The organism is Caballeronia sp. INML2 (assembly GCF_023631365.1).
Taxonomy (GTDB): domain Bacteria; phylum Pseudomonadota; class Gammaproteobacteria; order Burkholderiales; family Burkholderiaceae; genus Caballeronia; species Caballeronia turbans.
Map to the genome: position 1 here is coordinate 58,075 of NZ_JALQDH010000004.1, position 24,092 is coordinate 82,166.

23 protein-coding genes are annotated in these 24,092 nt (G+C 63.9%); 17 read left to right on the plus strand and 6 right to left on the minus strand.

Annotation, left to right across the window (positions count from 1 at the left end; genetic code table 11):
- Window positions 1-9: 9 nt before the first annotated feature.
- The 4 genes from NCT32_RS01140 to NCT32_RS01155 are packed head-to-tail and all read left to right on the plus strand — an operon-like array spanning window position 10 to window position 3,308.
- Window positions 10-663, plus strand: coding sequence for a cytochrome C oxidase subunit I (locus tag NCT32_RS01140; protein ID WP_250476232.1), 654 nt, complete (start codon window positions 10-12; stop codon window positions 661-663).
- A 24-nt stretch (window positions 664-687) separates the two neighbouring features.
- Window positions 688-1,797 carry a heme A synthase gene (locus NCT32_RS01145; protein ID WP_061116870.1) on the plus strand — a complete coding sequence of 370 codons (1,110 nt, stop codon included), beginning with the start codon at window positions 688-690 and terminating at the stop codon, window positions 1,795-1,797.
- 9 nt (window positions 1,798-1,806) lie between these two features.
- Window positions 1,807-2,712: a heme o synthase gene (gene cyoE, locus NCT32_RS01150; protein WP_061116871.1), complete on the plus strand. Its 906-nt coding sequence runs from the start codon at window positions 1,807-1,809 to the stop codon at window positions 2,710-2,712.
- Window positions 2,709-3,308: an SCO family protein gene (locus NCT32_RS01155; protein ID WP_061116872.1), complete on the plus strand. Its 600-nt coding sequence runs from the start codon at window positions 2,709-2,711 to the stop codon at window positions 3,306-3,308. The genes cyoE and NCT32_RS01155 overlap by 4 nt, the downstream gene beginning before the upstream one ends.
- Before the next feature lie 34 nt (window positions 3,309-3,342).
- On the opposite strand, the gene NCT32_RS01160 is transcribed toward NCT32_RS01155, so the two are convergent.
- Entirely contained in the window at window positions 3,343-3,642 is a 300-nt protein-coding gene (locus NCT32_RS01160; RefSeq protein WP_061116951.1) for a YciI family protein, read from the minus strand.
- 197 nt (window positions 3,643-3,839) lie between these two features.
- On the opposite strand from NCT32_RS01160, the gene NCT32_RS01165 reads away from it, so the two are divergent.
- The gene (locus tag NCT32_RS01165) at window positions 3,840-4,652 is read left to right on the plus strand and encodes a MetQ/NlpA family ABC transporter substrate-binding protein (protein ID WP_250476233.1); all 813 of its coding nucleotides are present in this window, start codon (window positions 3,840-3,842) and stop codon (window positions 4,650-4,652) included.
- Window positions 4,653-4,716: 64 nt separating this feature from the next.
- Here the strand turns inward: NCT32_RS01165 and NCT32_RS01170 are convergent, their stop codons facing one another.
- A complete protein-coding gene (locus NCT32_RS01170; RefSeq protein ID WP_250476234.1) occupies window positions 4,717-5,643 on the minus strand; it encodes a bifunctional helix-turn-helix transcriptional regulator/GNAT family N-acetyltransferase in 927 nt (308 codons plus the stop codon).
- 317 nt (window positions 5,644-5,960) lie between these two features.
- Between NCT32_RS01170 and NCT32_RS01175 the strand changes: the two genes are divergently transcribed.
- From NCT32_RS01175 to nagE, 5 genes are all read left to right on the plus strand, one after another.
- Complete coding sequence (locus NCT32_RS01175; protein WP_250476235.1) at window positions 5,961-6,695, plus strand: GntR family transcriptional regulator; 735 nt, start codon at window positions 5,961-5,963, stop codon at window positions 6,693-6,695.
- A 164-nt stretch (window positions 6,696-6,859) separates the two neighbouring features.
- Entirely contained in the window at window positions 6,860-7,963 is a 1,104-nt protein-coding gene (nagA, locus tag NCT32_RS01180; RefSeq protein ID WP_250476236.1) for an N-acetylglucosamine-6-phosphate deacetylase, read from the plus strand.
- Entirely contained in the window at window positions 7,956-8,963 is a 1,008-nt protein-coding gene (locus tag NCT32_RS01185; protein ID WP_250476346.1) for an SIS domain-containing protein, read from the plus strand. Before nagA ends, NCT32_RS01185 begins: the two co-directional genes overlap by 8 nt.
- A gap of 12 nt (window positions 8,964-8,975) precedes the next feature.
- Window positions 8,976-11,564, plus strand: coding sequence for a phosphoenolpyruvate--protein phosphotransferase (gene ptsP / locus NCT32_RS01190; RefSeq protein ID WP_250476237.1), 2,589 nt, complete (start codon window positions 8,976-8,978; stop codon window positions 11,562-11,564).
- A 138-nt stretch (window positions 11,565-11,702) separates the two neighbouring features.
- Window positions 11,703-13,493: an N-acetylglucosamine-specific PTS transporter subunit IIBC gene (gene nagE / locus NCT32_RS01195; protein WP_061116877.1), complete on the plus strand. Its 1,791-nt coding sequence runs from the start codon at window positions 11,703-11,705 to the stop codon at window positions 13,491-13,493.
- A gap of 130 nt (window positions 13,494-13,623) precedes the next feature.
- Here nagE and rpoH read toward each other — a convergent pair whose 3' ends face one another.
- On the minus strand, window positions 13,624-14,559 hold the full coding sequence (gene rpoH, locus NCT32_RS01200; RefSeq protein ID WP_061116953.1) for an RNA polymerase sigma factor RpoH: 936 nt from the start codon (window positions 14,557-14,559) through the stop codon (window positions 13,624-13,626).
- 360 nt (window positions 14,560-14,919) lie between these two features.
- Between rpoH and NCT32_RS01205 the strand changes: the two genes are divergently transcribed.
- Together NCT32_RS01205 and NCT32_RS01210 are read left to right on the plus strand one after the other, a co-directional pair.
- Window positions 14,920-15,486 carry an acyloxyacyl hydrolase gene (locus NCT32_RS01205; protein WP_250476238.1) on the plus strand — a complete coding sequence of 189 codons (567 nt, stop codon included), beginning with the start codon at window positions 14,920-14,922 and terminating at the stop codon, window positions 15,484-15,486.
- A gap of 45 nt (window positions 15,487-15,531) precedes the next feature.
- Window positions 15,532-15,915, plus strand: coding sequence for a nuclear transport factor 2 family protein (locus NCT32_RS01210; RefSeq protein ID WP_061116878.1), 384 nt, complete (start codon window positions 15,532-15,534; stop codon window positions 15,913-15,915).
- A 16-nt stretch (window positions 15,916-15,931) separates the two neighbouring features.
- Here NCT32_RS01210 and leuA read toward each other — a convergent pair whose 3' ends face one another.
- Both leuA and ybiB read right to left on the minus strand, forming a co-directional pair.
- A complete protein-coding gene (leuA, locus tag NCT32_RS01215; RefSeq protein WP_250489850.1) occupies window positions 15,932-17,584 on the minus strand; it encodes a 2-isopropylmalate synthase in 1,653 nt (550 codons plus the stop codon).
- A 415-nt stretch (window positions 17,585-17,999) separates the two neighbouring features.
- The gene (ybiB, locus tag NCT32_RS01220) at window positions 18,000-18,992 is read right to left on the minus strand and encodes a DNA-binding protein YbiB (RefSeq protein ID WP_061116880.1); all 993 of its coding nucleotides are present in this window, start codon (window positions 18,990-18,992) and stop codon (window positions 18,000-18,002) included.
- A 328-nt stretch (window positions 18,993-19,320) separates the two neighbouring features.
- Between ybiB and NCT32_RS01225 the strand changes: the two genes are divergently transcribed.
- Genes NCT32_RS01225 through NCT32_RS01235 form a run of 3 tightly spaced genes read left to right on the plus strand, consistent with a single transcriptional unit; the run spans window position 19,321 to window position 21,303 of the window.
- On the plus strand, window positions 19,321-20,019 hold the full coding sequence (locus NCT32_RS01225; RefSeq protein ID WP_061116881.1) for a fumarylacetoacetate hydrolase family protein: 699 nt from the start codon (window positions 19,321-19,323) through the stop codon (window positions 20,017-20,019).
- 10 nt (window positions 20,020-20,029) lie between these two features.
- The gene (gene maiA / locus NCT32_RS01230) at window positions 20,030-20,674 is read left to right on the plus strand and encodes a maleylacetoacetate isomerase (protein WP_061116955.1); all 645 of its coding nucleotides are present in this window, start codon (window positions 20,030-20,032) and stop codon (window positions 20,672-20,674) included.
- Window positions 20,671-21,303: a LysE/ArgO family amino acid transporter gene (locus tag NCT32_RS01235; protein WP_061116882.1), complete on the plus strand. Its 633-nt coding sequence runs from the start codon at window positions 20,671-20,673 to the stop codon at window positions 21,301-21,303. The genes maiA and NCT32_RS01235 overlap by 4 nt, the downstream gene beginning before the upstream one ends.
- A gap of 34 nt (window positions 21,304-21,337) precedes the next feature.
- Here NCT32_RS01235 and ftsY read toward each other — a convergent pair whose 3' ends face one another.
- Entirely contained in the window at window positions 21,338-22,570 is a 1,233-nt protein-coding gene (ftsY, locus tag NCT32_RS01240; protein ID WP_250476240.1) for a signal recognition particle-docking protein FtsY, read from the minus strand.
- A 232-nt stretch (window positions 22,571-22,802) separates the two neighbouring features.
- Here ftsY and rsmD point away from each other — a divergent pair, with 232 nt between their 5' ends.
- Window positions 22,803-23,429, plus strand: coding sequence for a 16S rRNA (guanine(966)-N(2))-methyltransferase RsmD (gene rsmD / locus NCT32_RS01245; RefSeq protein ID WP_250476241.1), 627 nt, complete (start codon window positions 22,803-22,805; stop codon window positions 23,427-23,429).
- A gap of 99 nt (window positions 23,430-23,528) precedes the next feature.
- Window positions 23,529-24,035: a pantetheine-phosphate adenylyltransferase gene (coaD, locus tag NCT32_RS01250; protein WP_061116884.1), complete on the plus strand. Its 507-nt coding sequence runs from the start codon at window positions 23,529-23,531 to the stop codon at window positions 24,033-24,035.
- Window positions 24,036-24,092: the final 57 nt, after the last annotated feature.

The window sequence follows — 24,092 nt, forward strand, 5'->3', positions numbered from 1 at the left end:
TCTCCACCGATGCAATCACAACGCCCCACCGCCGCCGACGACAAGGCGCGCACGCCACAACGAACCGCCAGAAAAGGCTCCTGGATCAGCGGCCGCTGGATGCTCCTGCTGCTCGCGCTGGTGTGCGCCGCGCCGGTGATCGCGTCGTACCTGATGTACTACGTGTTCAAGCCGGCAGGCGGCACGTCGAGCTACGGTGCGCTGATCGACCCGCAGCGCCCGATCCCGGCGCAACTCGTCGTCATCGACGAGAAAGGGCAGAGCCTGCCGTTCAAGTCGCTCGAAGGCAAATGGCTGATGATCACGGTCAACGGCAGCGACTGCGACGAACAATGCGCGACGCGCCTCTATTTCATGCGCCAGGTGCGCGCGCTGCAATCGGGCGAGCGCGATCGCGTCGTGAACGTCTGGCTACGAACCGATGACAAACCAGTGTCCGACGTCATCAAGACCGCATACCCGCAGCCGGATACGCGCATGCTCGTCGCGGACGACAAGTCGATCGCGGCGTGGCTGCCCGTCGACGACGGCACGAAACTCACGGATCACATTTTTCTCGTCGATCCGAATGGCAATCTGATGATGCGCTTTCCGAAGAACCCCGATCCGAAGAAGATCAACGCGGATCTGGCGAAGCTTCTGAAGTGGTCGCGCATCGGTTAAAACGCGGGCTGAAGGTAAGAGAGCATGTTTTTACTGCAACTGGGTCTGATCGGCATCTGCATCGCGCTGCTGCCGCTTTCGTATGTCTGGGTCAAGGCCGATGACAACAAGTTCAGGAAGCTCGTCTGGCTGACGACGTTCCTGACGCTCGATCTCATCATGTTCGGCGGCTTCACCCGCCTCACCGATTCCGGCCTCGGCTGCCCCGACTGGCCGGGCTGCTACGGCACGTCGTCGCCCTTCATCGCGCACGCGCAAATTTCCGCCGCGTATCAGGCAATGCCGACCGGCCCCGTCAGCATGGTGAAGGCGTGGATCGAGATGCTGCATCGTTACTTCGCGATGGCGATCGGCGTGCTGATCATCGCGCAGGTGATCATCGCGTGGACCGCGCGCATCAAGAAGCGTCCGCTGCATGTGTCGCCGTGGTGGCCGACCGGCATCCTGGCGCTCATCCTGCTGCAAGGTGCGTTCGGCGCGTGGACCGTCACGCTCAAGCTGCAACCGGTGATCGTCACGACGCACCTGCTGCTCGGCCTCGCGCTGCTCGGCGTGCTCGGCTGGCTCGCGGCGCGCATGACGCCGATTCCATCGCTCGATTCGGGCGCCGCGCGCTGGATGCCCGCCGCGGCATTCGGGCTGCTGCTGCTCGTCGCGCAGATCGCGCTCGGCGGCTGGGTCAGCACGAACTACGCGGTGCTGGCGTGCACGGACTTCCCGCTGTGCAATGGCCAATGGGTTCCCCCGATGAACTTCGAGCATGGCTTCCATCTGTGGCGCGCCCTCGGCATGACCGGCGACGGCGACGTGATCTCGCAGGACGCGCTCGTCGCAATTCACTGGACGCATCGCACGTTCGCGGTGGTCGTCGTGCTGTATCTGCTCTGGCTTGCACTGAGACTGCGACGTTTCGAATCTCTGCGAAAGCCCGCAAACGGCGTATTGTTGATGATCGTCGTCCAGTTCCTGACGGGCATGTCGAACGTCGTGCTGCAATGGCCGTTGGCGGTCGCGGTCGCGCACAACGGCGGGGCCGCGATCCTGTTGCTGCTACTCGTTATGCTAAACTTTCGAATCTCTTCCAGCCGTCCCGGCCGCGCCGCAGTTCCCGCGCGCGACGTCGTTTCAGCGTGACTCCACATCATGGATAGCACGACACTCAATTCCCCACTCGGCAATCGCGCGTCGCAATACCTCGCGCTGACAAAGCCGCGCGTCACGCAGCTCGCCGTGTTTTGTGCCGTCATCGGCATGTTCCTGTCCACGCCCGGCATGGTGCCGTGGGACAAGCTGATCGGCGGCGTCGTCGGCATCTGGTTGCTGGCCGGTGCGGCATTTGCAATCAATTGTCTCGTCGAGCAAAAAGTCGATGCGAAGATGCGCCGCACCGCGTGGCGTCCGTCGGCACGCGGGCAAATCACGCCGACGCAGATTCTGACGTTCTCGGCGGTGCTCGGCGGCATCGGCATGTGGACGCTCTACACGTTCACCAATCCGCTCACGATGTGGCTCACCATCGCCACGTTCGTCGGCTATGCGGTCATCTATACGCTGCTGCTCAAGCCTTATACGCCGCAGAACATCGTGATCGGCGGCGCGTCCGGCGCGATGCCGCCCGCGCTCGGATGGGCCGCGGTAACCGGCACGGTGCCCGGCGACGCGTGGATTCTCGTGCTGATCATCTTCGTGTGGACGCCGCCGCATTTCTGGGCGCTCGCGCTGTATCGCCGCAAGGACTACGAAAACGCCGGCCTGCCGATGCTCCCGATCACGCACGGCGAGAAATACACGCTGCTCAACATCTTCCTGTACACGCTCGTGCTGTTCGCGGTCACGCTGATGCCCTATATTTCCGGCATGAGCGGCGTCGTGTACCTGGCGAGCGCGATTGCGCTCGGCGCGGGCTTCATCGGCTACGCGTGGAAGATGTATCGCGACTATTCGGATGCACTCGCGCGCAAGACCTTCCGATATTCAATCGTGTATCTGTCGTTGCTGTTCGGCGCGTTGCTCGTCGATCATTACGTGCGTACGGTGATCGGCGCATGATGGCTCTTCGTCGCGTATTTGCGCTGCTGGCGCTCGTGTTCTCCTGCGCGGCGCTGCTTTCGGCTTGTGAGAAAGCGCCCGATTTCAAGAATCTCGATATCACCGGCAACAAGCAGTTCGGCAGCGATTTCTCCCTGCCCGACACACACGGCAAGACGCGCACGCTTGCTGACTTCAAAGGCAAGGCTGTCGTGCTGTTCTTCGGCTACACGCATTGTCCGGACGTGTGCCCGACGACGCTCGCCGAACTCTCGCAAGCCATGCAGCAACTCGGCGACAAATCGAAGGACGTGCAGGTACTGATGGTCACCGTCGATCCGGCGCGCGACACGCCCGATCTGCTTGGCCAATACGTGGCAGCGTTCAACTCGTCGTATATCGGTCTGCGTCCGGCGAACGATGCGCAGCTCGCACAGGTCGCGAAGGACTTCCGGGTGTATTACGCCAAGTCGCAGGGAAAGACGCCCGACGATTACACGATGGATCACACCGCCGCGAGCTACGTGTTCGACAAGGACGGGAAGCTGCGTCTCTTCGCGCGCGACGGGCAGGGCGTCGAGCCGTGGGTTCACGACTTGAAGCTGCTGGTCGACTGATGGTGAAAGTGGCCCGCGCGGGCCACTTTGTTTTTCAGCTATCCAACGATGGCTCGGGCAGATTCAAGCCGCGCGCAAGCCGCGTCGCCTTGAACTCGGTGATGTCGTAATGCGCGAGTCCCTGTTGCGCGAACGGATCTTCCGCGATGATCGCATCGAGGCGATCGCGCTCGATGCCCGACGCCAGAATGATGCCGCCTTCGCGCGGCACCTTCGGCCCTGCGATCACGAAGACGCCCGCCGCAAAATAACGTTCGAGATAGACGCGATGCGCGTCGAGGGCATCGTCGATCTCGGCAAGCGCGCCGGTATATCGCAGATTGATTACGTACATGATGCTTGCCTCCGGCATGAGAGTTCGTGACGTTCCATGGCAATTCTAGCCGCACCTTGCGCAGGTGATATTCACATGAGCAATCTGTATTTCGTCCCGCACCGTTGCTGTGCGAACATCCGTCACCCGGTTTGAATCGTTCGCCGGGCACGACTCAGGCAATTCCAGCAAGAACGCATCATCGAAACAGGAACACCATGCAGCGCAGAAATTTGCTCAAAGCCATAACCGCCGTCGCGGCGTCCGCCGCGTTGTTCACGAGCCTCGCCGCTCACGCCGATGACAAGGTGATCAAGGTGGGCACCATCAGCGGCCCGGACGCGCAGATCTGGCAAGTCGTGCAGAAGGTCGCGAAGCGCGAGGGGCTCAACGTGAAGGTGATCGAGTTCAACGATTACGTTCAGCCAAACGCAGCGCTCGACGCCGGCGATCTCGATGCCAACAGCTTTCAGCATCAGCCGTATCTCGACAGCCAGATCAAGCAGCGTGGCTACAAGATCGTGAACGCGGGGCTCACGTATATTTCGCCGCTCGGCGTCTATTCGAAGAAGCTGAAGTCGCTAAAGGATCTGCCGCAGGGCGCGAAGGTCGCGGTGCCGAATGATCCGTCGAACGAGAATCGCGCACTTCTGCTGCTGCAATCGCAAGGCGTGATCAAGCTGAAGGCGGGCGCAGGCACGAACGGCAATAATGCGACGGCGCTCGACGTGGCGGAAAATCCGAAGAAGGTCAAGCTCGTGGAGCTCGATGCGGCGCAACTGCCGCGCACGCTCGCCGATGTCGATGCGGCCGCGATCAACACGAACTTCGCGCTCGCGGCGGGTCTGCAACCGACGAAGGACGCGATCGCGCTCGAGGACGTGCATAGCCCGTACGCGAACCTGATCGCGGTGCGCGCAAAAGACAAGGACCAGCCGTGGGTGAAGAAGCTGGTCTCGGCCTATCAGTCCGAAGACGTGCGCCAGTTCCTCAAGAGCGAGTTCAAAGGTTCGGTCGTGCCGTCGTTCTGAGAGCGATTGCGCACGAATATGCAGCGGCGTCCCACGGGACGCCGTTTTTTACTTGCGCGGCCGTTCAGTCTACGAAGATCGGCTGCAGTTCTCGTTGCCACACCATTCCCTTGGATCCTTCCATAACGGGCGTGAAGCCGGATCGCACGAACAGGGCGCAAAGCTCTTCATGCGGTTCATCCAGGCGGCAGATGACCCGATCATAGCGAGCGCCGTGCGCGAAGTTCGTGCATGCCGCGACGAGCCGCTCGCCGAGCCCGCGCCGCCGCGCGCCCGGTTCGACGAACAATAGTTCGATTCGCGCCTGACTTTCGGACTCCGCAGTAAGCAGCGCCGCGCCGACGCGCATGGCCTCGCCCTGTTCGGCCACCCAGCAGGCGATGCGCGGTGTGCTCGCCTGCATCTCGGCGAGAAAGTGCGCCACCGCCCTCGCCGTGCGCGCCTCGCTGGAAAACTTCGGCCGCTCGCCCGAATACAGATGAGCCTGACGCTCGATCATCCAGCCGAAGTCTCCGGCGCGGGGGACGCGAAGCCGGGCTTCTCCTTCGGCGCACCCCGGTGAAAGAAGCCGTTCGACGTCTGCCATTGCAGTGCATAGCTGATCGATTTCGGCGGTAGTCAGCCGTTTGAGCAGCATGGCGGTTTCCGCGGAAACATGCAGGTCGATCTCGTCGACCTTTGCTTTTGCCTCGGGCGTGATGCGCAGCAGGTGCGCGCGGCCATCCAGCTCGTTCTTTCGCCGCACGACGAGGCCGAGCTTGTGAAAGTTGTTGATCAACCTGCTCAAATGGCCCGTGTCCAGCCCGAGGTTGCGCGACAAGTCTGCGGCCGTTGTGGCCCGCGCTTGTCCCAGCTCGTGAAGGATGCGTACTTCCGTCAGGGAAAAGCTGCTTTTATGTAGCCGCTCGTGGAGTGCGCCTGTGTGGCGCGCATAAAAGCGGTTAAAGCGGCGCACCGCTTCGACAGCCCGGCTCGGATCGGAACAGCCCATCGCGTCAGTCTCTCATCGATATTGTTGGAATTAATCGGAATCCGAATTAATGCGCGCATTGTGCCAAAGAAGAACGATCGTGCGAATACGAAAATGCCCGAAAAAAGGGCTATCGGCCGTTTAATTGACCAGTTCATCCACTGGGCTGCGTGTAGGGGTAAGTCCTGATGGCATGTTTGTTCCGATTCGTCCTCGCAAAAGCACTTAACTATTTGATTTGTTTGAAAATTTGACGATCGTCCTCCGATGCCGGTTTAACGTTGACTGGTATTATGTTGGTTATATAATGGGCTCCAATTCGGCACTGAGAGCGTTCGATGAAGCATCGCTGGCAGGATTTGACGCCGGAGGCGCAGAGCGATACGCCACTTTATTTACAGTTGGCGTCGCGTCTCGCCAAAGCGATTCATGCGGGAAACTGGGCGGCCGGCGAGGCGCTGCCTTCGGAGCGCACGCTCTCCGAAGGCGTCGGCGTATCGCGTATCACGGCGAGGAAGGCTCTCGCACTGCTCGTTGAGCAAGGCTTGATCAGGCGCGTGCGCGGCGCGGGCAGTTTCATCACGCCGCGTGTCGAAGACCCGCTCTCCCGGCTCACCGGCTTCACCCGAAAGATGGAACAGCGCGGCTTTACGCCGGATTCGATCTGGCTGGATCGCGGACTGCGCACAGCGAGTCGCGACGAAACGGTGCGGCTAGGTCTGTCGCCGGGCGCGTCCGTTGCGAGCCTAAGACGTCTGCGGCGCGCGGACGGCATCGTGATGGCGGTCGAGCACTCGGCCTTGCCCGTCGCCGTGGTGCCGGACCCGCTCGCGATCGGCGCGTCGCTGTATCGGCATCTCGAGGAGCGCGGGTTGTCGGTGGTGCGTGCATTGCAGCACTTCCGTGCAGTGAACGCGGGCGCGGAAATCGCGCGGCTGATGGGCGTGGCGCCGCGCGCCGCATTGCTCGTGATCACGCGGATCGGCTATTCGGCGGATCAACGTGCGATCGAATCGACGGACACCTACTGTCGCGACGACTACTACGACTTCGTCGCCGAACTGCATCGATAAGCGTCGGTACAGACGCGCATGACCCGATACGCATCGAGAGAGCAAACAAGAGAACGAGAGGACCCAAGGAAGCCGTTCGCTTTTTTCGTGACGAAAGCCTGCTCGCAGCACGGCGCGGACGGCACTGAACCTCATCCATGCAGCGCGTACTTCCAGAGAACTTCATGCTGAAAGGAAACATACTCACGACCGACGGCTGGATCCACGGTTCGATCCGCGTCGAGAACGGCCGCGTGACGGCGCTCGAAGGCCATATCGCCGATCCGCTCGCCAACGACGCGCCGTACATCCTGCCAGGCTTCATCGATCTGCACGTGCATGGGGGCGGCGGGCGCGACATCATGGAAGGCGGCGATGCGGCGGACACCGTGGCGCTGCAGCACGCGCAACACGGCACGACGAGCCTGCTCGCAACCACGATGACCGCGCCGCGCGACGAGTTGATGGAAGTCGTCGCGGGTCTCGGCGAACAGGCGAAACACCGCGCCGCCGGCGGCGCGCGCATGCTGGGCGTGCATCTGGAAGGCCCGTACATCAACCCGGGCAAGCTCGGCGCGCAGCCGGACGCCGCTGCGGTCGCGGTGCGCGACGAAGTGCTGAAGTACCTCGAGCTCGCGCCGATCCGCGTCGTCACGATCGCCCCGGAAATCTCGGGCCATCTGGACATCATTTCGGAACTGGCCGCGCGCGGCGTGCGCGTGCAACTCGGCCATTCGCTCGGCACGTATGACGACGCCGTCAACGCGCTCAAGCATGGCGCGCGCGGCTTCACGCACTTGTTCAATGCAATGTCGCCGCTGCATCACCGCGATCCCGGCATGGTCGGCGCGGCGCTCGCGCATGCCGAATACGCCGAGCTCATTCCCGATCTGCTGCACGTGCATCCGGGCGCCATCCGCGCCGCGATGCGCGCGATCCCGCGTCTCTATGTCGTGACCGACAGCACCTCGGCGGCCGGCATGCCCGACGGCGAATATCGCCTCGGCAGTCAGCACGTCACCAAATGCATGGGCGGTGTGCGTCTCGCGGACGGCACGCTCGCCGGCAGCACCCTGACCATGGATCAGGCGCTGCGCAATCTCGTCTCGCTGGGCATTCCGCTCGCGGACGTCTCGAATCGCCTGTCGCGTTTCCCCGCCGACTATCTCGGGCTCGAAGACCGCGGCCGCATCGCGCGCGGCGCATGGGCCGATCTCGTCGTGCTCGACCGGGAACACGCGCTGACCGCCACGTATGTCGAAGGAGAATCAATTGTCGAATATGCTTAATGAGGCGCTGGAGTCCGCCGACGTCGTCGCGGCCCAGCTCGCCGATACCTCGCGCATCGAAGAGCTCGCGGTCAAGCTCGCCGAGCAGCCGCGCCACGTCGCGCTGACGGTGGCGCGCGGCAGTTCCGATCACGCCGCCAGTTATTTCGCAAGCCTGACAATGAGCCGTGTCGGCGTGCCGGTCGCATCGCTGCCGATGTCGGTCGCCACGCTCCAGCAGGCGCCGCTGCGTGTCTCCGGGCAACTCGCCGTCGCGTTCTCGCAATCCGGCAAGAGCCCCGATCTCGTCGGTACGATGCAGGCGCTGCGCGACGCGGGCGCGTTCACCGTCGCGGCAGTCAATGTCACCGGTTCGCCGCTCGAAAGCGCGTGCGAATATTTCCTGCCGCTGCTCGCCGGTCCCGAGCTGTCGGTCGCAGCGACCAAGAGCTACATCGCGATGCTGTCGCTGTCGGCCATCGTCATCGCGCACGTTCAGCGCGACGTCGAATTGCTCAATTCGCTGAAATCGCTGCCCGACGCGCTGCGTGCCGCGGGCAAGCTCGACTGGACGCGCGCCGTGACCGAGCTTACGGACGCCGATCGCATGATCGTGATCGGCCGTGGCCTCGGCCTCGCGATCGCGCAGGAAGCCGCGCTCAAGCTGAAGGAAACCTCGGGCATCCAGGCCGAAGCGTTTTCGAGCGCGGAAGTGCGCCACGGTCCGATGGAAATCATCGACCGCGACTATCCGCTGCTCGTGTTCGCGCCGCGCGGGCCGGAGCAGGCGGGCCTCATCCAGCTTGCCGCGGATATGCGCGCTCGCGGCGCGCGCGTGCTGCTCGCCGCACCCGAGGACGTTGCGGACGCGGAGTTGCCGCTCGTCGCCACCGATCACCCGGCGCTCGATCCGATCGCCGCGATCCTTTCTTTTTATGTGATGGCCGCGGGTCTGGCCGCCGCACGCGGCCGCAATCCCGACGCGCCGCGCCACCTGAACAAGGTCACCGAAACCCATTGAGCGAGATAGCCGATGCGCCGTGCCGAGGAGTCACTGTTGAACCATTCCGTCAATAATCCGAACGATGTCGTGCTGCTCGCGCCGTTCACCGGTCCCGTCGTGCCGCTCGCCGACGTGCCGGACCCCGTATTCGCCGAGGGCATGTTCGGCGACGGCATCGGCATCGATCCGCTCGATAACGTGCTTGTTTCGCCCTGCGACGGCACGATCACGCATCTCGCGCGCACGCATCACGCGGTGACGGTGCGCACGCAAGAAGGCGCGGAGATTCTCGTGCATATCGGCATCGACACGGTCGAGCTGAGCGGCAAGGGCTTCGCGCCGAAGGTCGAGCAAGGCGCGACGGTGCGCGCGGGCGATCCGCTCATCGAATTCGATGCGGACTTCGTCGCGCAGCACGCGCCGAGCCTGGTCTCCGTGATTGCAGTCGCAAACGGCGATGCCTTCGACGTCATCGATCGCGCTGGCCGCGGCGTGCTGAAGGCGGGCTCACGCATGCTGGTGTTGCGCGCGAAGCAAGGCGAGAAAGCCGAAACGGCACGCGCGGGCGCGGTCGTGCTGGAGGAAGCGCGCCGCAGCGTGACGCTGGCGCACGCGGGCGGTCTGCATGCGCGTCCGGCTGCCCGGGCGCGCGAAGCGGCGCGCGGTTTCGACGCGAAGGTCGAAGTGCGCTACCAAGGCAGGAAGGCGCCGGTTGAAAGCGTCGTCGGTCTGCTCGGTCTCGGAGCGGGCGAGGGCGCGACCATCGAACTGGTTGCTATCGGCGGGCAGGCGCAGCAGGCGATCGAAGCGGTTGCCGCCGAATTGCTGCGCGCGGCGCAAGGCGAAGTCGAAGAGACGCCCGCGCGCGCGAAGTCGCCCGCGCCGGTCGCCAGGGCAGCCGGTGCAGGAGAGCCGCTGCCGCCGAACACGCTTGCCGGCGTGTGCGCGGCGCCGGGCATCGCGGTCGGCAAGCTCGTGCGCTGGGACGATCAGGAAATCGTGCCGCCCGAACAGGCGGGCGGCTCGTCGGCGGCGGAAAGCCGTGCGCTGGACAAAGCCATCGCCCAGGTCGATGCCGAACTCGGCGAAACGGTGCGCACCGCGTCGCAGCGCGGCGCAGTCGGCGAAGCGGGCATTTTCGCGGTGCATCGCGTGCTGCTCGAAGATCCGACGCTCGTCGATGCCGCGCGCGATCTGATCAGCCTCGGCAAGAGCGCGGGCTTCGCGTGGCGCGAGGCGATCCGCGCGCAAATCGCGCTGCTTTCGAACGTGCAGGACGACCTGCTCGCGGAGCGTGCCGCCGATCTTCGTGATATCGAAAAGCGCGTGTTGCGCGCGCTCGGTCTGAACAACACCGCGGCGCGCGAACTGCCCGAAGAGACCGTGCTCGCGGCCGCGGAATTCACGCCGTCCGATCTGTCTTCGATCGACCGCACGCGCGTCACCGCGCTCGTCATGGCGCGCGGCGGCGCGACCTCCCACGCGGCGATCATCGCGCGGCAGATCGGCATTCCGGCGCTCGTCGCCATCGGCGATGCGCTGCACGCGATTCCCGAAGGCACGCAAGTGGTCGTGGATGCATCGGCGGGACGGATCGAGCATGCGCCGACCGCGCTCGACGTCGAACGCGCGCGCAACGAACGCGAACGGCTCGCGGGCGTGCGCGAGGCGAATCGCAAGCTTTCGCGGCAAACCGCATCGACGAAGGATGGCAGGCATATCGAAATCGCCGCGAATATCGCGACGCTCGACGACGCGAAGGCCGCCGTCGAAAACGGCGCGGATGCGGTCGGCCTGTTGCGCACCGAACTGCTGTTCATCCATCGCCAGTCGGCGCCGACGGTCGCGGAGCACGCGCAGAGCTATCAGGGCATCGTCGATGCGCTGCAGGGCCGCACCGCGATCATCCGCACGCTCGATGTCGGCGCGGACAAGGAAGTCGACTATCTGACGCTGCCGCCCGAAGAAAATCCGGCGCTCGGTCTGCGCGGCATCCGCCTCGCGCAGGTGCGCCCCGATCTGCTCGACGACCAGTTGCGCGGCCTGCTTGCCGTGAAACCGCTCGGCACCGTGCGCATCCTTTTGCCGATGGTGACGGATGCGGGCGAGTTGCAGCGCTTGCGTGCGCGCATCGACGAACTGGCGCGCGAAGCGGGCCGAACCGAGCCGATCGAAGTGGGCGTGATGATCGAAGTGCCGTCGGCGGCGCTGCTCGCGGATCAACTCGCGAAACACGCGGATTTCCTCTCGATCGGCACCAACGATCTCACGCAGTACACGCTCGCGATGGACCGCTGCCAGCCCGATCTCGCCGCGCAGTCCGATGGCCTGCATCCCGCTGTGCTGCGCCTCATCAAGGCGACGGTGCAAGGCGCGGAAAAGCACGGCAAATGGGTCGGCGTGTGCGGCGCGCTCGGCGGCGATCCGGTCGCGGCGCCCCTGCTCGTCGGCCTCGGCGTGACCGAGTTGTCGGTCGATCCGGGGTCCGTGCCCGGCATCAAGGCGCGCGTGCGCAATCTCGATTACCAACTGTGCCGCCAGCGCGCCGAGGACTGCCTCGCGCTCGAATCGGCGCAGGCAGTAAGAGCGGCAAGCCGCGAAATCTGGCCGCAGGACTGAGCGTCCGATTCGTCGACCAGAGCTGGCGCCTCGGCGCCCGCCCTGGTCCCGTTCGAAGCCACAGACGGATTCGCGGATCCTTCAATCCCAGCAATCCCCGAAGCAGTAACGACAAGACTTATATTTTTGGAGAACCCGATGGACGCCAACCCGTTTGCAAAGATGCAGCGACTAGGTCGCGCGCTGATGCTGCCGATCGCCGTGTTACCGGTGGCCGGCCTGCTTCTGCGTCTCGGCCAGCCCGACGTCTTCAACATCAAGATGATCGCCGACGCCGGCGATGCGATTTTCACCAACCTGCCGCTCCTGTTCGCGATCGGCGTGGCGGTGGGTTTCGCGAAGGACAACAACGGCACGGCGGGTCTCGCCGGCGCGATCGGCTACCTCATCGAAGTGGCCGTGATGAAGGACATCAACGACAAGCTCAACATGGGCGTGCTGTCGGGGATCATCGCCGGTGTGGTGGCGGGCTATCTGTACAACCGGTACAAGGACATCAAGCTGCCCGAGTATCTGGCGTTCTTCGGCGGCAAGCGCTTCGTGCCGATCGTCACGGGCGTCGCGTGTCTGATACTCGGCATCGTGTTCGGCTACGTCTGGCAGCCGGTGCAGGCGGCCATCGACGCCGCGGGCAACTGGCTGACGACGGCCGGCGCGCTCGGCACCTTCGTGTTCGGCGTGCTGAACCGGATCCTGCTCGTGACGGGTCTTCACCACATCATCAACTCGCTCGCGTGGTTCGTGTTCGGCTCGTTCACGCCGCCCGGCGGCGGCGCGGTGGTGCATGGCGACCTGCATCGCTTCTTCGCGGGCGATCCGACCGCGGGCGGCTTCATGACCGGCTTCTTCCCGATCATGATGTTCGGCCTCCCGGCAGCCTGCCTCGCGATGTTCCATGAGGCGCCGAAGGAGCGCCGCGCGATCGTCGGCGGCCTGCTGTTCTCGATGGCACTGACCGCGTTCCTGACGGGCGTGACCGAGCCGATCGAGTACAGCTTCATGTTCCTCGCGCCGGTTCTCTACGCGATCCACGCGGTGCTGACGGGCCTGTCGCTCGCTATCTGCTCGGCGCTCGGCATCCATCTGGGCTTCACGTTCTCGGCGGGCGCGATCGATTACGTGCTGAACTACGGCCTGTCGCAGCGCGGCTGGATGGCGCTCGTCGTCGGCGTCGTTTACTTCATCATCTACTACGGTCTGTTCCGCTTCTTCATCCGCAAGTTCAACATGGCGACGCCGGGCCGCGAGCCGGCCACGACCGATGCGCAAACCGACGCCGACACGACCGTCGCAGGCGGCCTGATTCCGCCGGTTCCGGGCGCGGCGGTGGCGGCATCGAACACGCGCGCTGCAAAGTACGTCGCGGCGCTCGGCGGCGCGTCCAACCTGACGCTCGTCGATGCCTGCACGACGCGTCTTCGTTTGTCGGTGGTGGATTCGGAGAAAGTGTCGGAGCCGCAGTTGAAGACCATCGGCGCGCGTGGCGTGCTCAAGCGCGGCGCGACCAACGTGCAGGTGATCATCGGACCGGAAGCGGACCTGATCGCCGATGAAATCCGCAGCGAGCTCGAGCACTCGTCGACGCGCGGCGCAACGCCCGCATCGTCGACGCCGGCGCAACCGGCCGTGGCAGCGGTGAGCGTCGATCAGACGCCCGGCCCGCTCGATCCGGACCCGTTCCGCTGGCTCGCCGTGTTCGGCGGCGCGACCAATGTCGCATCGCTCGATGCGGTCGCCCAGACGCGCCTGCGCGTGGTCGTGCGTGATCCGTCGTCGGTGGATCGTCAGCGTTTGTCGTCGCTGGATGTGGCGTGGGTGTCGGCCGATACGTTCCACATCGTCGTGGGCGCGGCGGCGCAGCGTTATGCCACGCAGCTTTCCTCGCGCTTGTCGGGTAGCGGCGGCGGTGCAGCGCCGATGCCGGCGTGATGCAATAGACCATGCTTGAAAGCGGGCGGCACCCTCTGGGTGCCGTTTGCTTTTCGCGCAAGGTCAAAGAAAAAGCCCGCCGTCTCATCGACGGCGGGCTTTGCAATTTTTGTTACGACACAGTCAGGTGTTACGCGAAGTCGTGCAGCGCCGAGCGCATCTTCTTCATTGCGCTCGCCTCGATCTGGCGAATACGCTCCGCCGATACGCCGAACTCGTCCGCCAGTTCATGCAGCGTTTTGCCGCCCGAACCGTCGTCCTGCACGTCGAGCCAGCGCGCCGTGATGATGCGGCGGCTGCGCTCATCCAGCGATTCGAGCGCTTCGGCAAGGCCGTCGCTTTGCAGCTTGTCGAACTGGCGCGCTGCAATGACGTTAGTCGGCTCGTTGTGCGAGTCCGCCAGATAGGCGATGGGCGCGAACGCTTCCTCGCCGTCCTCGACCTGCCCTTCGAGGGCGATATCGCCGCCCGACAAGCGGGTTTCCATCTCCGCCACTTCCTCGCGCTTCACCTTCAACTCGTTGGCGAGACCGTCGATCTCGTCCGGCGTGAACGCCGAATGGCTCGTCTTGTGACTGCGCAGGTTAAAGAACAGCTTGCGCTGCGCCTTCGTCGTTGCGACCTTCACCATGCGCCAGTTGCGCAGGATGTACTCGTGAATCTCGGCCTTGATCCAGTGCATTGCATACGACACCAGGCGCACGTTTTGCTCGGGGTCGAAGCGCTTCACGGCTTTCATCAGACCGATATTGCCTTCCTGGATCAGATCCGCGTGCGGCAGTCCGTAACCTAGATAGTTACGGGCGATCGACACGACGAGGCGCAGGTGCGAAAGCACAAGCTGACGCGCGGCGTTCAGGTTGCCCTGCTCGCGGAACTCGGTGGCGTACTGACGTTCCTCTGCCGGCGAAAGCATCGGAATACGGTTCACTGCTTGTATGTATGAATCGATGTTGCCGATCTGGCCGGTCAGCATCGACGACTGTGCGTACGTCAGCGCGCCTGCCGAAGATGCCTTGGCAGGTGCCGAGTTCACAACATTCGGTAGGGTCATCGCATTGGTCACGCTCATAAGCTCCTTATCAACAATTCATTCGCCGCTTAACAGCAGCGGAAGTCAGACATGATATTAGCACTCCGGTTCAACGAGTGCTAAGTGTTAGAGGAGAGGGGAATGTGAGAGTTCCCACAAATACTATCGAATTTGCGGGATCAATAGGACAGTCCGTTGCATCATAAACGGAAGAATCTACCGGTACAGGGCATGCGTCGAATTCTTTACCGCTCTTACGCGCTCGGGCGAAAGAAAATTCAACAAACCGGGTGGCCGGCTGCGTTTCCTGCAAGTACTGAAAAAGGTCACTAGAATTCGGCGAGACAATGCTCTTCGTGAAACACGCCCGTCATCCGAGAACATGGGGTGCTCATGCATAAACACAAGAGTTCGTGGCATCGCACGCTTTCCCGCGTGGCGATCTGCACGGCGTTCGGCCTGGCGTCGGCGGCAGCGCATGCTGATCGATTCGGCCTTCAGATTGCAGGCGGCGTCGCCGATCGCGACATCAAGAAAGCCGACCTCGGCGTGGCCTGGGATCCTGGCCTCACGTGGTGGGAGATCGGCGGGTTCCACTTCACGCTCATCGGCGAAGGTCACGTGTCCTACTGGCACACGACCGAGGACAATGCCGTCCACCCGAACATCTGGGAATTCGGCATTACGCCGGTCGTGCGCTTCGTAAAAAGCTCCGGCTATTTCCGGCCGTTCATCGAGGCGGGCGTCGGCGTGCGGCTGCTTTCGCATACGCGCATCACGGAGGATTTCTCCGTCGCGACGGCGTTCCAGTTCGCCGACATGGTGGGCGTCGGCATGATCTTCGGCGCGAAGCAGAACTATCAGGCGGGCTTTCGCTTCCAGCATCTGTCGAACGGCGGTATCAAAGAGCCGAATCCTGGTATAAATTTCAGCCAGCTATATCTGCAATACAACTTCTGACGAGGCGCCGGTGCATCGGTTCCTCGACACAAGGGGACTCGACAGATGCCGGCAAAAACCATTGAGGCCATTCGCGGCCTCGAGCGCGACCGCTTCCGTGCGATGGTCGACGGCGACGGCCCGGCGCTGGACGCGCTGCTGGCCGAAAACGTCAGCTACGTCCATACGAACGGCAAGCGGGAGACGAAGCGCCAGTTCATCGACGCGATCACCGCAGGTCGCCGCCGTTACCGGCAGATCGAGATTCAGTCGCAGGACGTGCTGCCCGCCGGCCGCGATACGTGCCTCGTCTCGGGCCGCGCGCTGGTCGAGATGGAATCGAAGAACGGCGCGCTGCTATTTCCGATCGCCTATACCGCCGTCCACGTGCAGACCGAGGGCCAATGGCAACTGCTCGCGCTGCAGGCGACGCGCGTGGCACTCGAATAGCCACGCGCGCCGTTCGTCAGGCTTCTACGGCTTCGTCCTGCCGCACATTCTCTGCGACGCGCCCGGAGCGGTTCACTGCGCTCACGACCGCATCGGCGACTGCGAGCGCCGGATTCGCATGTACGGCGACGCCGAAGCGCGTCTGGCCCTCGCCGACGCGGTAGCCGACGAACGCCGCCGTGTCGCCGCTCGCCGTCACGGCCGTCTCGAACCAGTTCACGTTCGCGTCCACGCCGAGCGCTGCGGCGACCGTCTGCGCGTAGGCATCGCCGCTCGTCGTGCTCGCCGGCGGTGCAACCGTGACGCGCTTTCCGAACACCGACAACGTCGATACATCGACCCGCGAAACCGGCCCGCCGGCATCGAAATATTCGCGCTTGAAGAGCTCGCAGATCGCGTCGCCGCCGATTTCGGCGCCGGATGCATCGGTGATCTGCTGCACGGCGTGGCTGAACTCGATCTGCACGCGGCGCGGCGGCGTGAAGCCGAGCCCGCGTTCGAGCAGAAAAGTCGAGCCGCCCTTGCCGGACTGGCTGTTCACGCGAATCACGGCATCGTAGCTGCGGCCGAGATCGGCGGGATCGATCGGCAAATAGGGCACTTCCCACATCGTGCCCGGTACGCGCTGCGCGAGACCCTTGCGGATCGCGTCCTGATGCGAACCCGAAAATGCGGTGAACACGAGGTCGCCCGCATACGGATGACGCGGATGCACCGGAATCTGGTTGCAGCGCTCGACGACGCGGCGCACGGCGTCGATATCGGAGAAATCGAGCCCCGGGTCGATGCCCTGCGTGTAGAGATTCATCGCGAGCGTGACGAGATCGACATTGCCGGTGCGCTCGCCATTGCCGAAAAGGCATCCTTCGATGCGGTCCGCGCCCGCGAGCACCGCCATTTCCGCCGCGGCGACCGCCGTGCCGCGATCGTTATGGGGATGCACTGACAGCACGATGCTGTCGCGAAAGCCCATGTTGCGGTCCATCCACTCGACCTGATCGGCGAACACGTTGGGCATCGCCGCTTCGACCGTCGCGGGCAGGTTCACGATCATCTTGTGATCGGGCGTCGGACGCCACATTTGCGCGACCGCGTCGCACACTTCCCGCGCGAACGGCAACTCCGTCATGCTGAAGGTCTCGGGCGAGTATTGATAGATCCAGTGCGTTTGAGGCCGCGCGGCCGCGCATTCCTTGATGAGGCGCGTGCCTTCGACGGCGAGCGCCTTCACTTCGTCCTTCGACTGATTGAACACGATCTTGCGGAACGACGGCGCGATCGCGTTATAGAGATGCACGATCACCTTGCTCGCGCCCTCGACCGCTTCGAACGTGCGCTCGATCAGCTCGCGGCGCGACTGCACGAGCACTTCGATGGTCACGTCGTCCGGAATGCGCTTTTCGTCGATCAACATGCGCACGAAATCGAAATCGGTCTGCGACGCCGACGGGAATCCCACCTCGATTTCCTTGAACCCGATTTTCACCAGCATCTCGAAGAACTCGAGCTTCGCGGCAATGCTCATCGGTTCGATGAGCGACTGGTTGCCATCGCGCAGATCGGTGCTCATCCAGATGGGCGCCTTCTCGATCGTGCGGGTCGGCCAGCGACGGCCATTCAGACGGACTTGCGGAAACGGGCGGTATTTCTCGGCGGGGTTCGGCATCATGATCGTCGATCTCTCTTCGGACAGTTTGCGTAGCGCCTGCGAGAGAGGCCGTGTCCGGCGGCTGGCCGGGCGTGGCGGGATGCACGTGAGACGGAGCGGCGCGCGCGTGTCCCGGGATCACCAGCGACGGTGACGCCTGTGACCAACGTGAACGTGCGCGGAGCAACGTGCATTTGACCCTCGCGTTTCCGTTTCGCGGGATGCGCGAACGAAAAGCTGACGACTACAGGTGGTAAGAAAAGGAACTACTGGGACTTCTGGCAGGACCGGGCGCCTTGCGACGCGCGGCGCTACATCTGGCGACTTACGCTAGACGTAGCGATAGGGGCCGCGCTAGGCGGCCCGGAATAATTCGGAGGGAGGCGGGCTGGGTGAAACTCATGTAATCGACTTTAAACCACCGTTGAATAGCGTGTCAAATGGGATTTGCCTGACCGACAGCTGGTTTACGCACCACATTGGCAATCACTTCGACCTGGCGCGTGACCGCGGGCGGCACCGGCACGTCGCCGCGCAGCACGCATTCGATCCACCGCGCGGTGGTCGCTGCGTCGAGGGTGTCGGGCAGGTCGACCGGAGGCGTGTGCGGCTGAGAGTGCTCGGGCGTGATCAGCGTCTCGACGTGGCCGTCGTGGAACCAGTCGACCTGCACCTGGCGGCGCGTGTCCGCGACGGCTTCGCCTTCGGTGCCGCGCGCGAGCAGTGCGCCGCCCGCCGCCGCGTCCGGGTGCTCGGTGAAAAGTCCGGTAAGGCTCTCGCGATACTCGGGATGGGTGTAGTTGACGAGCCTCAGGCCCGGCTCGGCGAAGGGCTGAAGGATCTTCACGAGCGTGTGCGTCGAATTGCGCACGCCCATGCGGCGTCTCAGCGCCAGCAACCGTGCGAGCTTGGGCGCGAGCACGGCGATCGGCGCGAATGCGAGACGGCGCGACGCGAGGCTGTCTTCGATTTCATCGTGTGAAGCCGCGTGCGCGATACCCAGTTCGGCGAAAATCGCGGCGCTCGTGACGCGGCCCGGATCGTCGGTGACACCGTGCACCAGCACCGGCACGCCTTCGCGCGCAAGCAAGAGCGACAACAGCGGCACGAGATTCGGCGTCTTGCGTGCGCCGTTGTAGCTCGGAATCGACACGGGCCGCGCGTGCTCTCGTCCATCCTGGACATGCAGCGGCTCGAACGAGCGATGCGCGGCGGATAGCATGGCGGCGAGCTCGGCGGCGGTTTCGCCCTTGACGCGATAGGCGAGCAGTACCGCGCCGAGTTCGAGTTCAGAGACGCGATCCTCGAGTATCGCTTCGTAGAGCGCGTAGGTGTCGTCGTGCGAGAGGGCGCGCGCGCCGTTCGGCCCGCGGCCGATTTCCTTGATATAACGCGCGCAGTTGAAAGCGGGGGGAGCGGAGTCGGTCATCGGAAAGTTGGGGCGGATCGGGTGCTCGATTTCGTACTGCGAGCGATGCCGTCGCGCGTTTTAAGGTGCAAGAAGGTTATTGAGTACCGTATTTGACGAGCGCTGGCAAGCTGCACCGAGCGAGCGTCTCCCGCCAGGTGTGTCCGATGCTTACGAATGACGGCGCTTTCGTCGACCCGCCGATGGCTCGTCGAAAGCTCGCAAAGCCGCGCCCGACAAGCTCCGCCACGCTTTGCGCGCGCACGTTAAACTTCCTTTTCTCGCCGGCCGTCCGCGCTGGCGCGTTCGCCCATGAATCTGCACATCAAAACAGCAACAGGAGAGCGGGATGAGTTACGTGTTTCCTCCGGCGCCGGCCGCAGCGGTCCCCGTCGATGGTTCGAATGAGCAGTTTCCGGTGCGCCGGATCTACTGCGTCGGCCGCAACTACGAAGCCCACGCGCGCGAAATGGGCCACGATCCGGATCGCGAGCCGCCGTTTTTCTTCAGCAAGCCCGCGGATGCCGTGCTGTACGTCGCGCCGGGTTCCACGGGCGAATTCCCATATCCGTCGCAGACGAAGAACCTGCACTTCGAGATGGAGCTCGTCGCGGCGATCGGCAAGCAGGGCAAGAACATTCCCGCCGATAAGGCGCTCGATTACGTCTACGGGTACGCGCTCGGCCTCGACATGACGCGCCGCGACCTGCAAGCCGAAGCGAAGAAGCTCGGCCGCCCGTGGGACACGGCGAAAGGATTCGACCGTTCCGCGCCGATCGGCCCGATCCATCCGGTGTCGAAGGTCGGGCATCTGCAAAAGAGCGCGATCTGGCTGAGCGTCAACGGCGAGGAAAAGCAGCGTTCCGACATCTCGCAACTGATCTGGTCGGTGGGTGAAACCGTCGCGTATCTGTCGACGCTCTTCGAGCTCTTTCCCGGTGATCTCATTTTCACCGGCACGCCCGAAGGCGTCGGCGCGGTCGTGAAGGGCGATCTGCTGAAGGGCGGCGTCGACGGCATCGGTGAATTCGCCGTGCGCGTGGTCTGAGCTCATGAACATGAAGCTCTATAGCTATTTCCGCAGCTCGGCGGCGTACCGCGTGCGCATCGCGCTGAATCTGAAGGGGCTCGATTACGACTACGTCGGCGTGCATCTGCTGCGCGACGGCGGGCAGCAACTCAAGCCCGAGTATCGGGCGGTGAATCCGGACGGCATCGTGCCGGCTCTCGTCGATGGCGACGACGTGCTGACGCAGTCCCTCGCGATCATCGAGTATCTCGACGAAACGCATCCCGAGCCGCCGCTTCTGCCGAAAAGCCCGTCCGATCGCGCGTTCGTGCGCTCCGTCGCGCTGCAGGTCGCATGCGAAATCCATCCGCTCGACAACCTGCGCGTGCTCAAGTACCTGAAGCATCAGGTCAAGGTGCCGGACGAAGCAAAAGACGCGTGGTATCGGCATTGGGTCGAGGCCGGGTTCGAATCGCTCGAAAAACGGCTTGCCACGGACAGGCGCGTCGGTGCGCTGACCTTCGGCGACACACCGACGGTCGCCGATCTGTGCATCGTGCCGCAGGTGTTCAACGCGCGGCGCTTCGGCATCGACGTGACGCCGTATCCGACGATCGCGCGTATCGCGGATCACGCCTGCACGCTCGACGCCTTTGCACGGGCCGCTCCGGCGCAGCAGCCGGACGCCGAATGACGGCGGCTGTTCCCACAGGAGCGCTGTCGAGCTATTTGTCGGGTGCCGGGTTGGGGGCGAGCCTGATCGTCGCGATCGGGGCGCAGAATGCGTTCGTGTTGCGGCAAGGGTTGAAGCGCCGCCACGTGAGTATCGTCGTGTCGATCTGCGCGTTCATCGACGTGCTGTTGATTGCCCTCGGCGTTGGCGGAATGGGCGCGCTCATCGCGCGTGCGCCCTTTCTGCTCGACGTGATTCGCTGGGCAGGCGCGATCTTCGTGTTTCTGTATGGCTTGCGCGCGTTTCTCGCGGCGTGGCGGGGACCGGGGCATCTGAACGCGTCAGACGGCGACTCGCAGACGGCGATCGGCGCGGCGTCCACGGTGCTCGCGCTGTCGCTGCTCAATCCGCACGTCTATCTCGATACCGTCGTGCTGCTCGGCGGCATCGGGGCGCAGCGTGGCTGGCCGGGCAACGCGTGGTTCGCGGCGGGCGCAATGTGCGCGTCGGTGATCTGGTTCACGGCGCTCGGCTACGGCGCGCGTCTGCTGGAGCCGTGGTTCGAGAAGGACGTATCGTGGCGCGTGCTCGATGTGATCGTCGGCTGCGTGATGTGGTGGATCGCGGCTTCCCTGATACTTGCGCGATGAAAAAAGGGCGCCCACGTGGACGCCCTTTCCAGGTTCAACCGAGCAAGGCGTCGGCGAATTCTTCCGCGCTGAACGGCTGCAAATCCTCGACTTTCTCGCCCACGCCGATGAAGTACACCGGAACAGGCCGCTGACGCGCGATCGCGGCGAGAATGCCGCCTTTCGCGGTGCCGTCGAGCTTCGTCACGACGAGGCCGGTCAGACCCAGCGCATCGTCGAACGCCTTCACCTGCGCGAGTGCGTTCTGGCCCGTGTTCGCGTCGATCACGAGCAGCACTTCGTGCGGCGCGTCCGGCATCGCCTTCGCGATCACACGTCGCACCTTGCGCAGTTCTTCCATCAGATGCAGTTGCGTCGGCAGACGGCCGGCGGTGTCGGCCATCATCACGTCGATCTTGCGCGCACGCGCCGCGCCGACTGCGTCATAAATGACGGCGGCCGCGTCGCCGCTTTCCTGCGCGATCACCGTCACGTTGTTGCGTTCGCCCCAGACCGTCAGTTGCTCGCGCGCGGCGGCGCGGAACGTATCGCCCGCGGCGAGCAGCACCGACTGATTGAAGCGCTGCAGATGCTTCGCCAGCTTGCCGATGCTGGTTGTCTTGCCGACGCCGTTCACGCCCGCGATCATCATCACGAGCGGTTGCGCGCGTCCGAGCATCAACGATTTTTCGAGCGGGCGCAGCAGGTCGATCAGCAATTCGCGCAGCGCAGCCTTCACTTGCGACGCGTCGGTCAGACGCTCCGCGCGCACTTTCTCACGCAGCGATTCGAGCAGGAACTCGGTCGCGTCGACGCCGGCGTCGGACATCAGCAGAGCGGTTTCGAGTTCTTCGTACAGGTCTTCGTCGATCTTCGCGCTGACGAAAATGCCGGTGAGGTTCGAGCTCGTCTTGGAAAGACCGTGACGCAGACGCGAGATCCACGATTTTTTAGCGACCGGATCGGGCTCGGGCGGCGGCACGATTTCCTCGCTCGCCTGATCCGTTTCCGGAACGCGCGCCCATTGCGACTCGGTGCGGCCTTGCCAGTATTCCTTTGAGTGGTCCGTCTCAGGCTCGACGGGCGATGCGGGAACGACGGGAGCCGACGGTTCCGCGGGCGCTTCAGGCTGCGCTACTTCCGACGACGGCGCTTCGGCCGGAAGCGCCTGCCGCTCGAGCTCGGCGTCGGATATTTCTTCGTCCTCGGCCGCCTCGACGGATTCTTCCTGAGGACCGTCGAGCGGCGCGTCAGCCGACTTTTTGAATTTCTTGAAGAAGCTGAACATGGATTTTGGCGATGATGCGCGCGTGAACCGATGGCCTCGTGCGCGCTTTCGAGTCGCTGCGCGCGAGGCCCGCGCGATGGGATAGTAGCCGCGTATTTTATCAGGCGCCGCGGTGCGCGCCCGTGCGGCTCCCGGCATGGCGTGCGCGTGTGGTAACGTTGGCTTTCATTGCCCGCGCCGGCTGATCTTCAGGCAAAAAATGCCCGGCGAGCACGACTCCGACAACTCTTTTATGCCCCGCTTGTCCGCTACCCGATCCGCCTTGCCCAGCCATACGCCGTCGCGCGGAGGCAAACCGCACACGATCCGCATCATCGGCGGTGACTGGAAGCGCACGCCGCTGCCCGTCCTCGATCTCGACGGCCTCAGGCCCACGCCGGATCGCGTGCGCGAGACGCTTTTCAACTGGCTCGGCCAGGATCTGAACGGGCAGAATTGTCTCGATATGTTCGCGGGCAGCGGCGCGCTCGGTTTCGAGGCGGCGTCGCGCGGCGCGGCGCGCGTGCTGATGGTCGAAAGAAGCGGGAAAGCGGCCGCGCAGATCCGGGCGAATCAGGCGAAGCTCGGCGCGCGCAATATCGAGATTGCGGAAGCGGATGCTTTGCGGCTCGCCGCCAGCCTCGCGCACGGCTCGTTCGACGTGATCTTTCTAGACCCGCCGTTCGGCGATCAGGCGATGCTCTTGCGCGCGCTGGAACTGGCGGCGCCGCTCGTCGCGCCGGATGGGGCGATCTACGTCGAATGCGGCGATCCGCTGGACCTGACCGGCATCGATGCGCTCGCCGGCTGGAACATCGTACGTGAAGGCAAGGCGGGCGCGGTCCGCTATCATTTGCTGCGCCGCGAAAATGAGGAATAATGCGCGTTCCCGATTTTGGGCCATCCAAAGTCTCGGGAAATCAGGGAGAGTTGGTCGTCGCAGCCACGCGGCCCAATGTAAATAGAAGAGGAGAAGCTCATGGTTGTGGCCGTGTATCCGGGTACGTTCGACCCGCTCACTCGCGGGCATGAAGACATCGTCCGGCGCGCATCGAGCATTTTTGATCAGCTCGTCGTAGGCGTCGCGCACAGCCAGGCGAAGAAGCCGTTTTTCTCGCTGCAGGAAAGGCTGGATATCGCGCACGAGGTCCTCGGGCATTACCCGAACGTGCAGGTGAGCAGTTTCACCGGGCTGCTGAAAGATTTCGTGCGCAAGAACAACGCGCGCGTGATCGTGCGCGGACTGCGCGCCGTGTCCGATTTCGAGTACGAGTTCCAGATGGCCGGTATGAATCGCTATCTGCTGCCCGATGTCGAGACAATGTTCATGACGCCATCGGATCAGTATCAGTTCATCTCCGGCACCATCGTGCGCGAGATTGCGCAACTCGGCGGCGACGTGAGCAAGTTCGTGTTCCCGTCGGTGGAAAAGCGGCTGATCGACAAAGTCGGTATTCTGTCGCAGAAGGATCCCGCGGCGCCGTGAGCGCCGGGCCCGCGCGTTTCGTCACTATTGGCGGACACTGCGCGCGGGCGTCATGCC

What these genes read in the sequence shown, in the direction of transcription:
- NCT32_RS01140 (WP_250476232.1), top strand. Translation starts at nt 10, where the DNA reads ATGCAATCACAACGCCCCACCGCCGCCGACGACAAGGCGCGCACGCCA.
- NCT32_RS01145 (WP_061116870.1), top strand. Translation starts at nt 688, where the DNA reads ATGTTTTTACTGCAACTGGGTCTGATCGGCATCTGCATCGCGCTGCTG.
- cyoE (WP_061116871.1), top strand. Translation starts at nt 1,807, where the DNA reads ATGGATAGCACGACACTCAATTCCCCACTCGGCAATCGCGCGTCGCAA.
- NCT32_RS01155 (WP_061116872.1), top strand. Translation starts at nt 2,709, where the DNA reads ATGATGGCTCTTCGTCGCGTATTTGCGCTGCTGGCGCTCGTGTTCTCC.
- NCT32_RS01160 (WP_061116951.1), bottom strand. Translation starts at nt 3,642, where the DNA reads ATGTACGTAATCAATCTGCGATATACCGGCGCGCTTGCCGAGATCGAC.
- NCT32_RS01165 (WP_250476233.1), top strand. Translation starts at nt 3,840, where the DNA reads ATGCAGCGCAGAAATTTGCTCAAAGCCATAACCGCCGTCGCGGCGTCC.
- NCT32_RS01170 (WP_250476234.1), bottom strand. Translation starts at nt 5,643, where the DNA reads ATGGGCTGTTCCGATCCGAGCCGGGCTGTCGAAGCGGTGCGCCGCTTT.
- NCT32_RS01175 (WP_250476235.1), top strand. Translation starts at nt 5,961, where the DNA reads ATGAAGCATCGCTGGCAGGATTTGACGCCGGAGGCGCAGAGCGATACG.
- nagA (WP_250476236.1), top strand. Translation starts at nt 6,860, where the DNA reads ATGCTGAAAGGAAACATACTCACGACCGACGGCTGGATCCACGGTTCG.
- NCT32_RS01185 (WP_250476346.1), top strand. Translation starts at nt 7,956, where the DNA reads ATGCTTAATGAGGCGCTGGAGTCCGCCGACGTCGTCGCGGCCCAGCTC.
- ptsP (WP_250476237.1), top strand. Translation starts at nt 8,976, where the DNA reads ATGCGCCGTGCCGAGGAGTCACTGTTGAACCATTCCGTCAATAATCCG.
- nagE (WP_061116877.1), top strand. Translation starts at nt 11,703, where the DNA reads ATGGACGCCAACCCGTTTGCAAAGATGCAGCGACTAGGTCGCGCGCTG.
- NCT32_RS01205 (WP_250476238.1), top strand. Translation starts at nt 14,920, where the DNA reads ATGCATAAACACAAGAGTTCGTGGCATCGCACGCTTTCCCGCGTGGCG.
- NCT32_RS01210 (WP_061116878.1), top strand. Translation starts at nt 15,532, where the DNA reads ATGCCGGCAAAAACCATTGAGGCCATTCGCGGCCTCGAGCGCGACCGC.
- leuA (WP_250489850.1), bottom strand. Translation starts at nt 17,584, where the DNA reads ATGATGCCGAACCCCGCCGAGAAATACCGCCCGTTTCCGCAAGTCCGT.
- ybiB (WP_061116880.1), bottom strand. Translation starts at nt 18,992, where the DNA reads ATGACCGACTCCGCTCCCCCCGCTTTCAACTGCGCGCGTTATATCAAG.
- NCT32_RS01225 (WP_061116881.1), top strand. Translation starts at nt 19,321, where the DNA reads ATGAGTTACGTGTTTCCTCCGGCGCCGGCCGCAGCGGTCCCCGTCGAT.
- maiA (WP_061116955.1), top strand. Translation starts at nt 20,030, where the DNA reads ATGAAGCTCTATAGCTATTTCCGCAGCTCGGCGGCGTACCGCGTGCGC.
- NCT32_RS01235 (WP_061116882.1), top strand. Translation starts at nt 20,671, where the DNA reads ATGACGGCGGCTGTTCCCACAGGAGCGCTGTCGAGCTATTTGTCGGGT.
- ftsY (WP_250476240.1), bottom strand. Translation starts at nt 22,570, where the DNA reads ATGTTCAGCTTCTTCAAGAAATTCAAAAAGTCGGCTGACGCGCCGCTC.
- rsmD (WP_250476241.1), top strand. Translation starts at nt 22,803, where the DNA reads ATGCCCCGCTTGTCCGCTACCCGATCCGCCTTGCCCAGCCATACGCCG.
- coaD (WP_061116884.1), top strand. Translation starts at nt 23,529, where the DNA reads ATGGTTGTGGCCGTGTATCCGGGTACGTTCGACCCGCTCACTCGCGGG.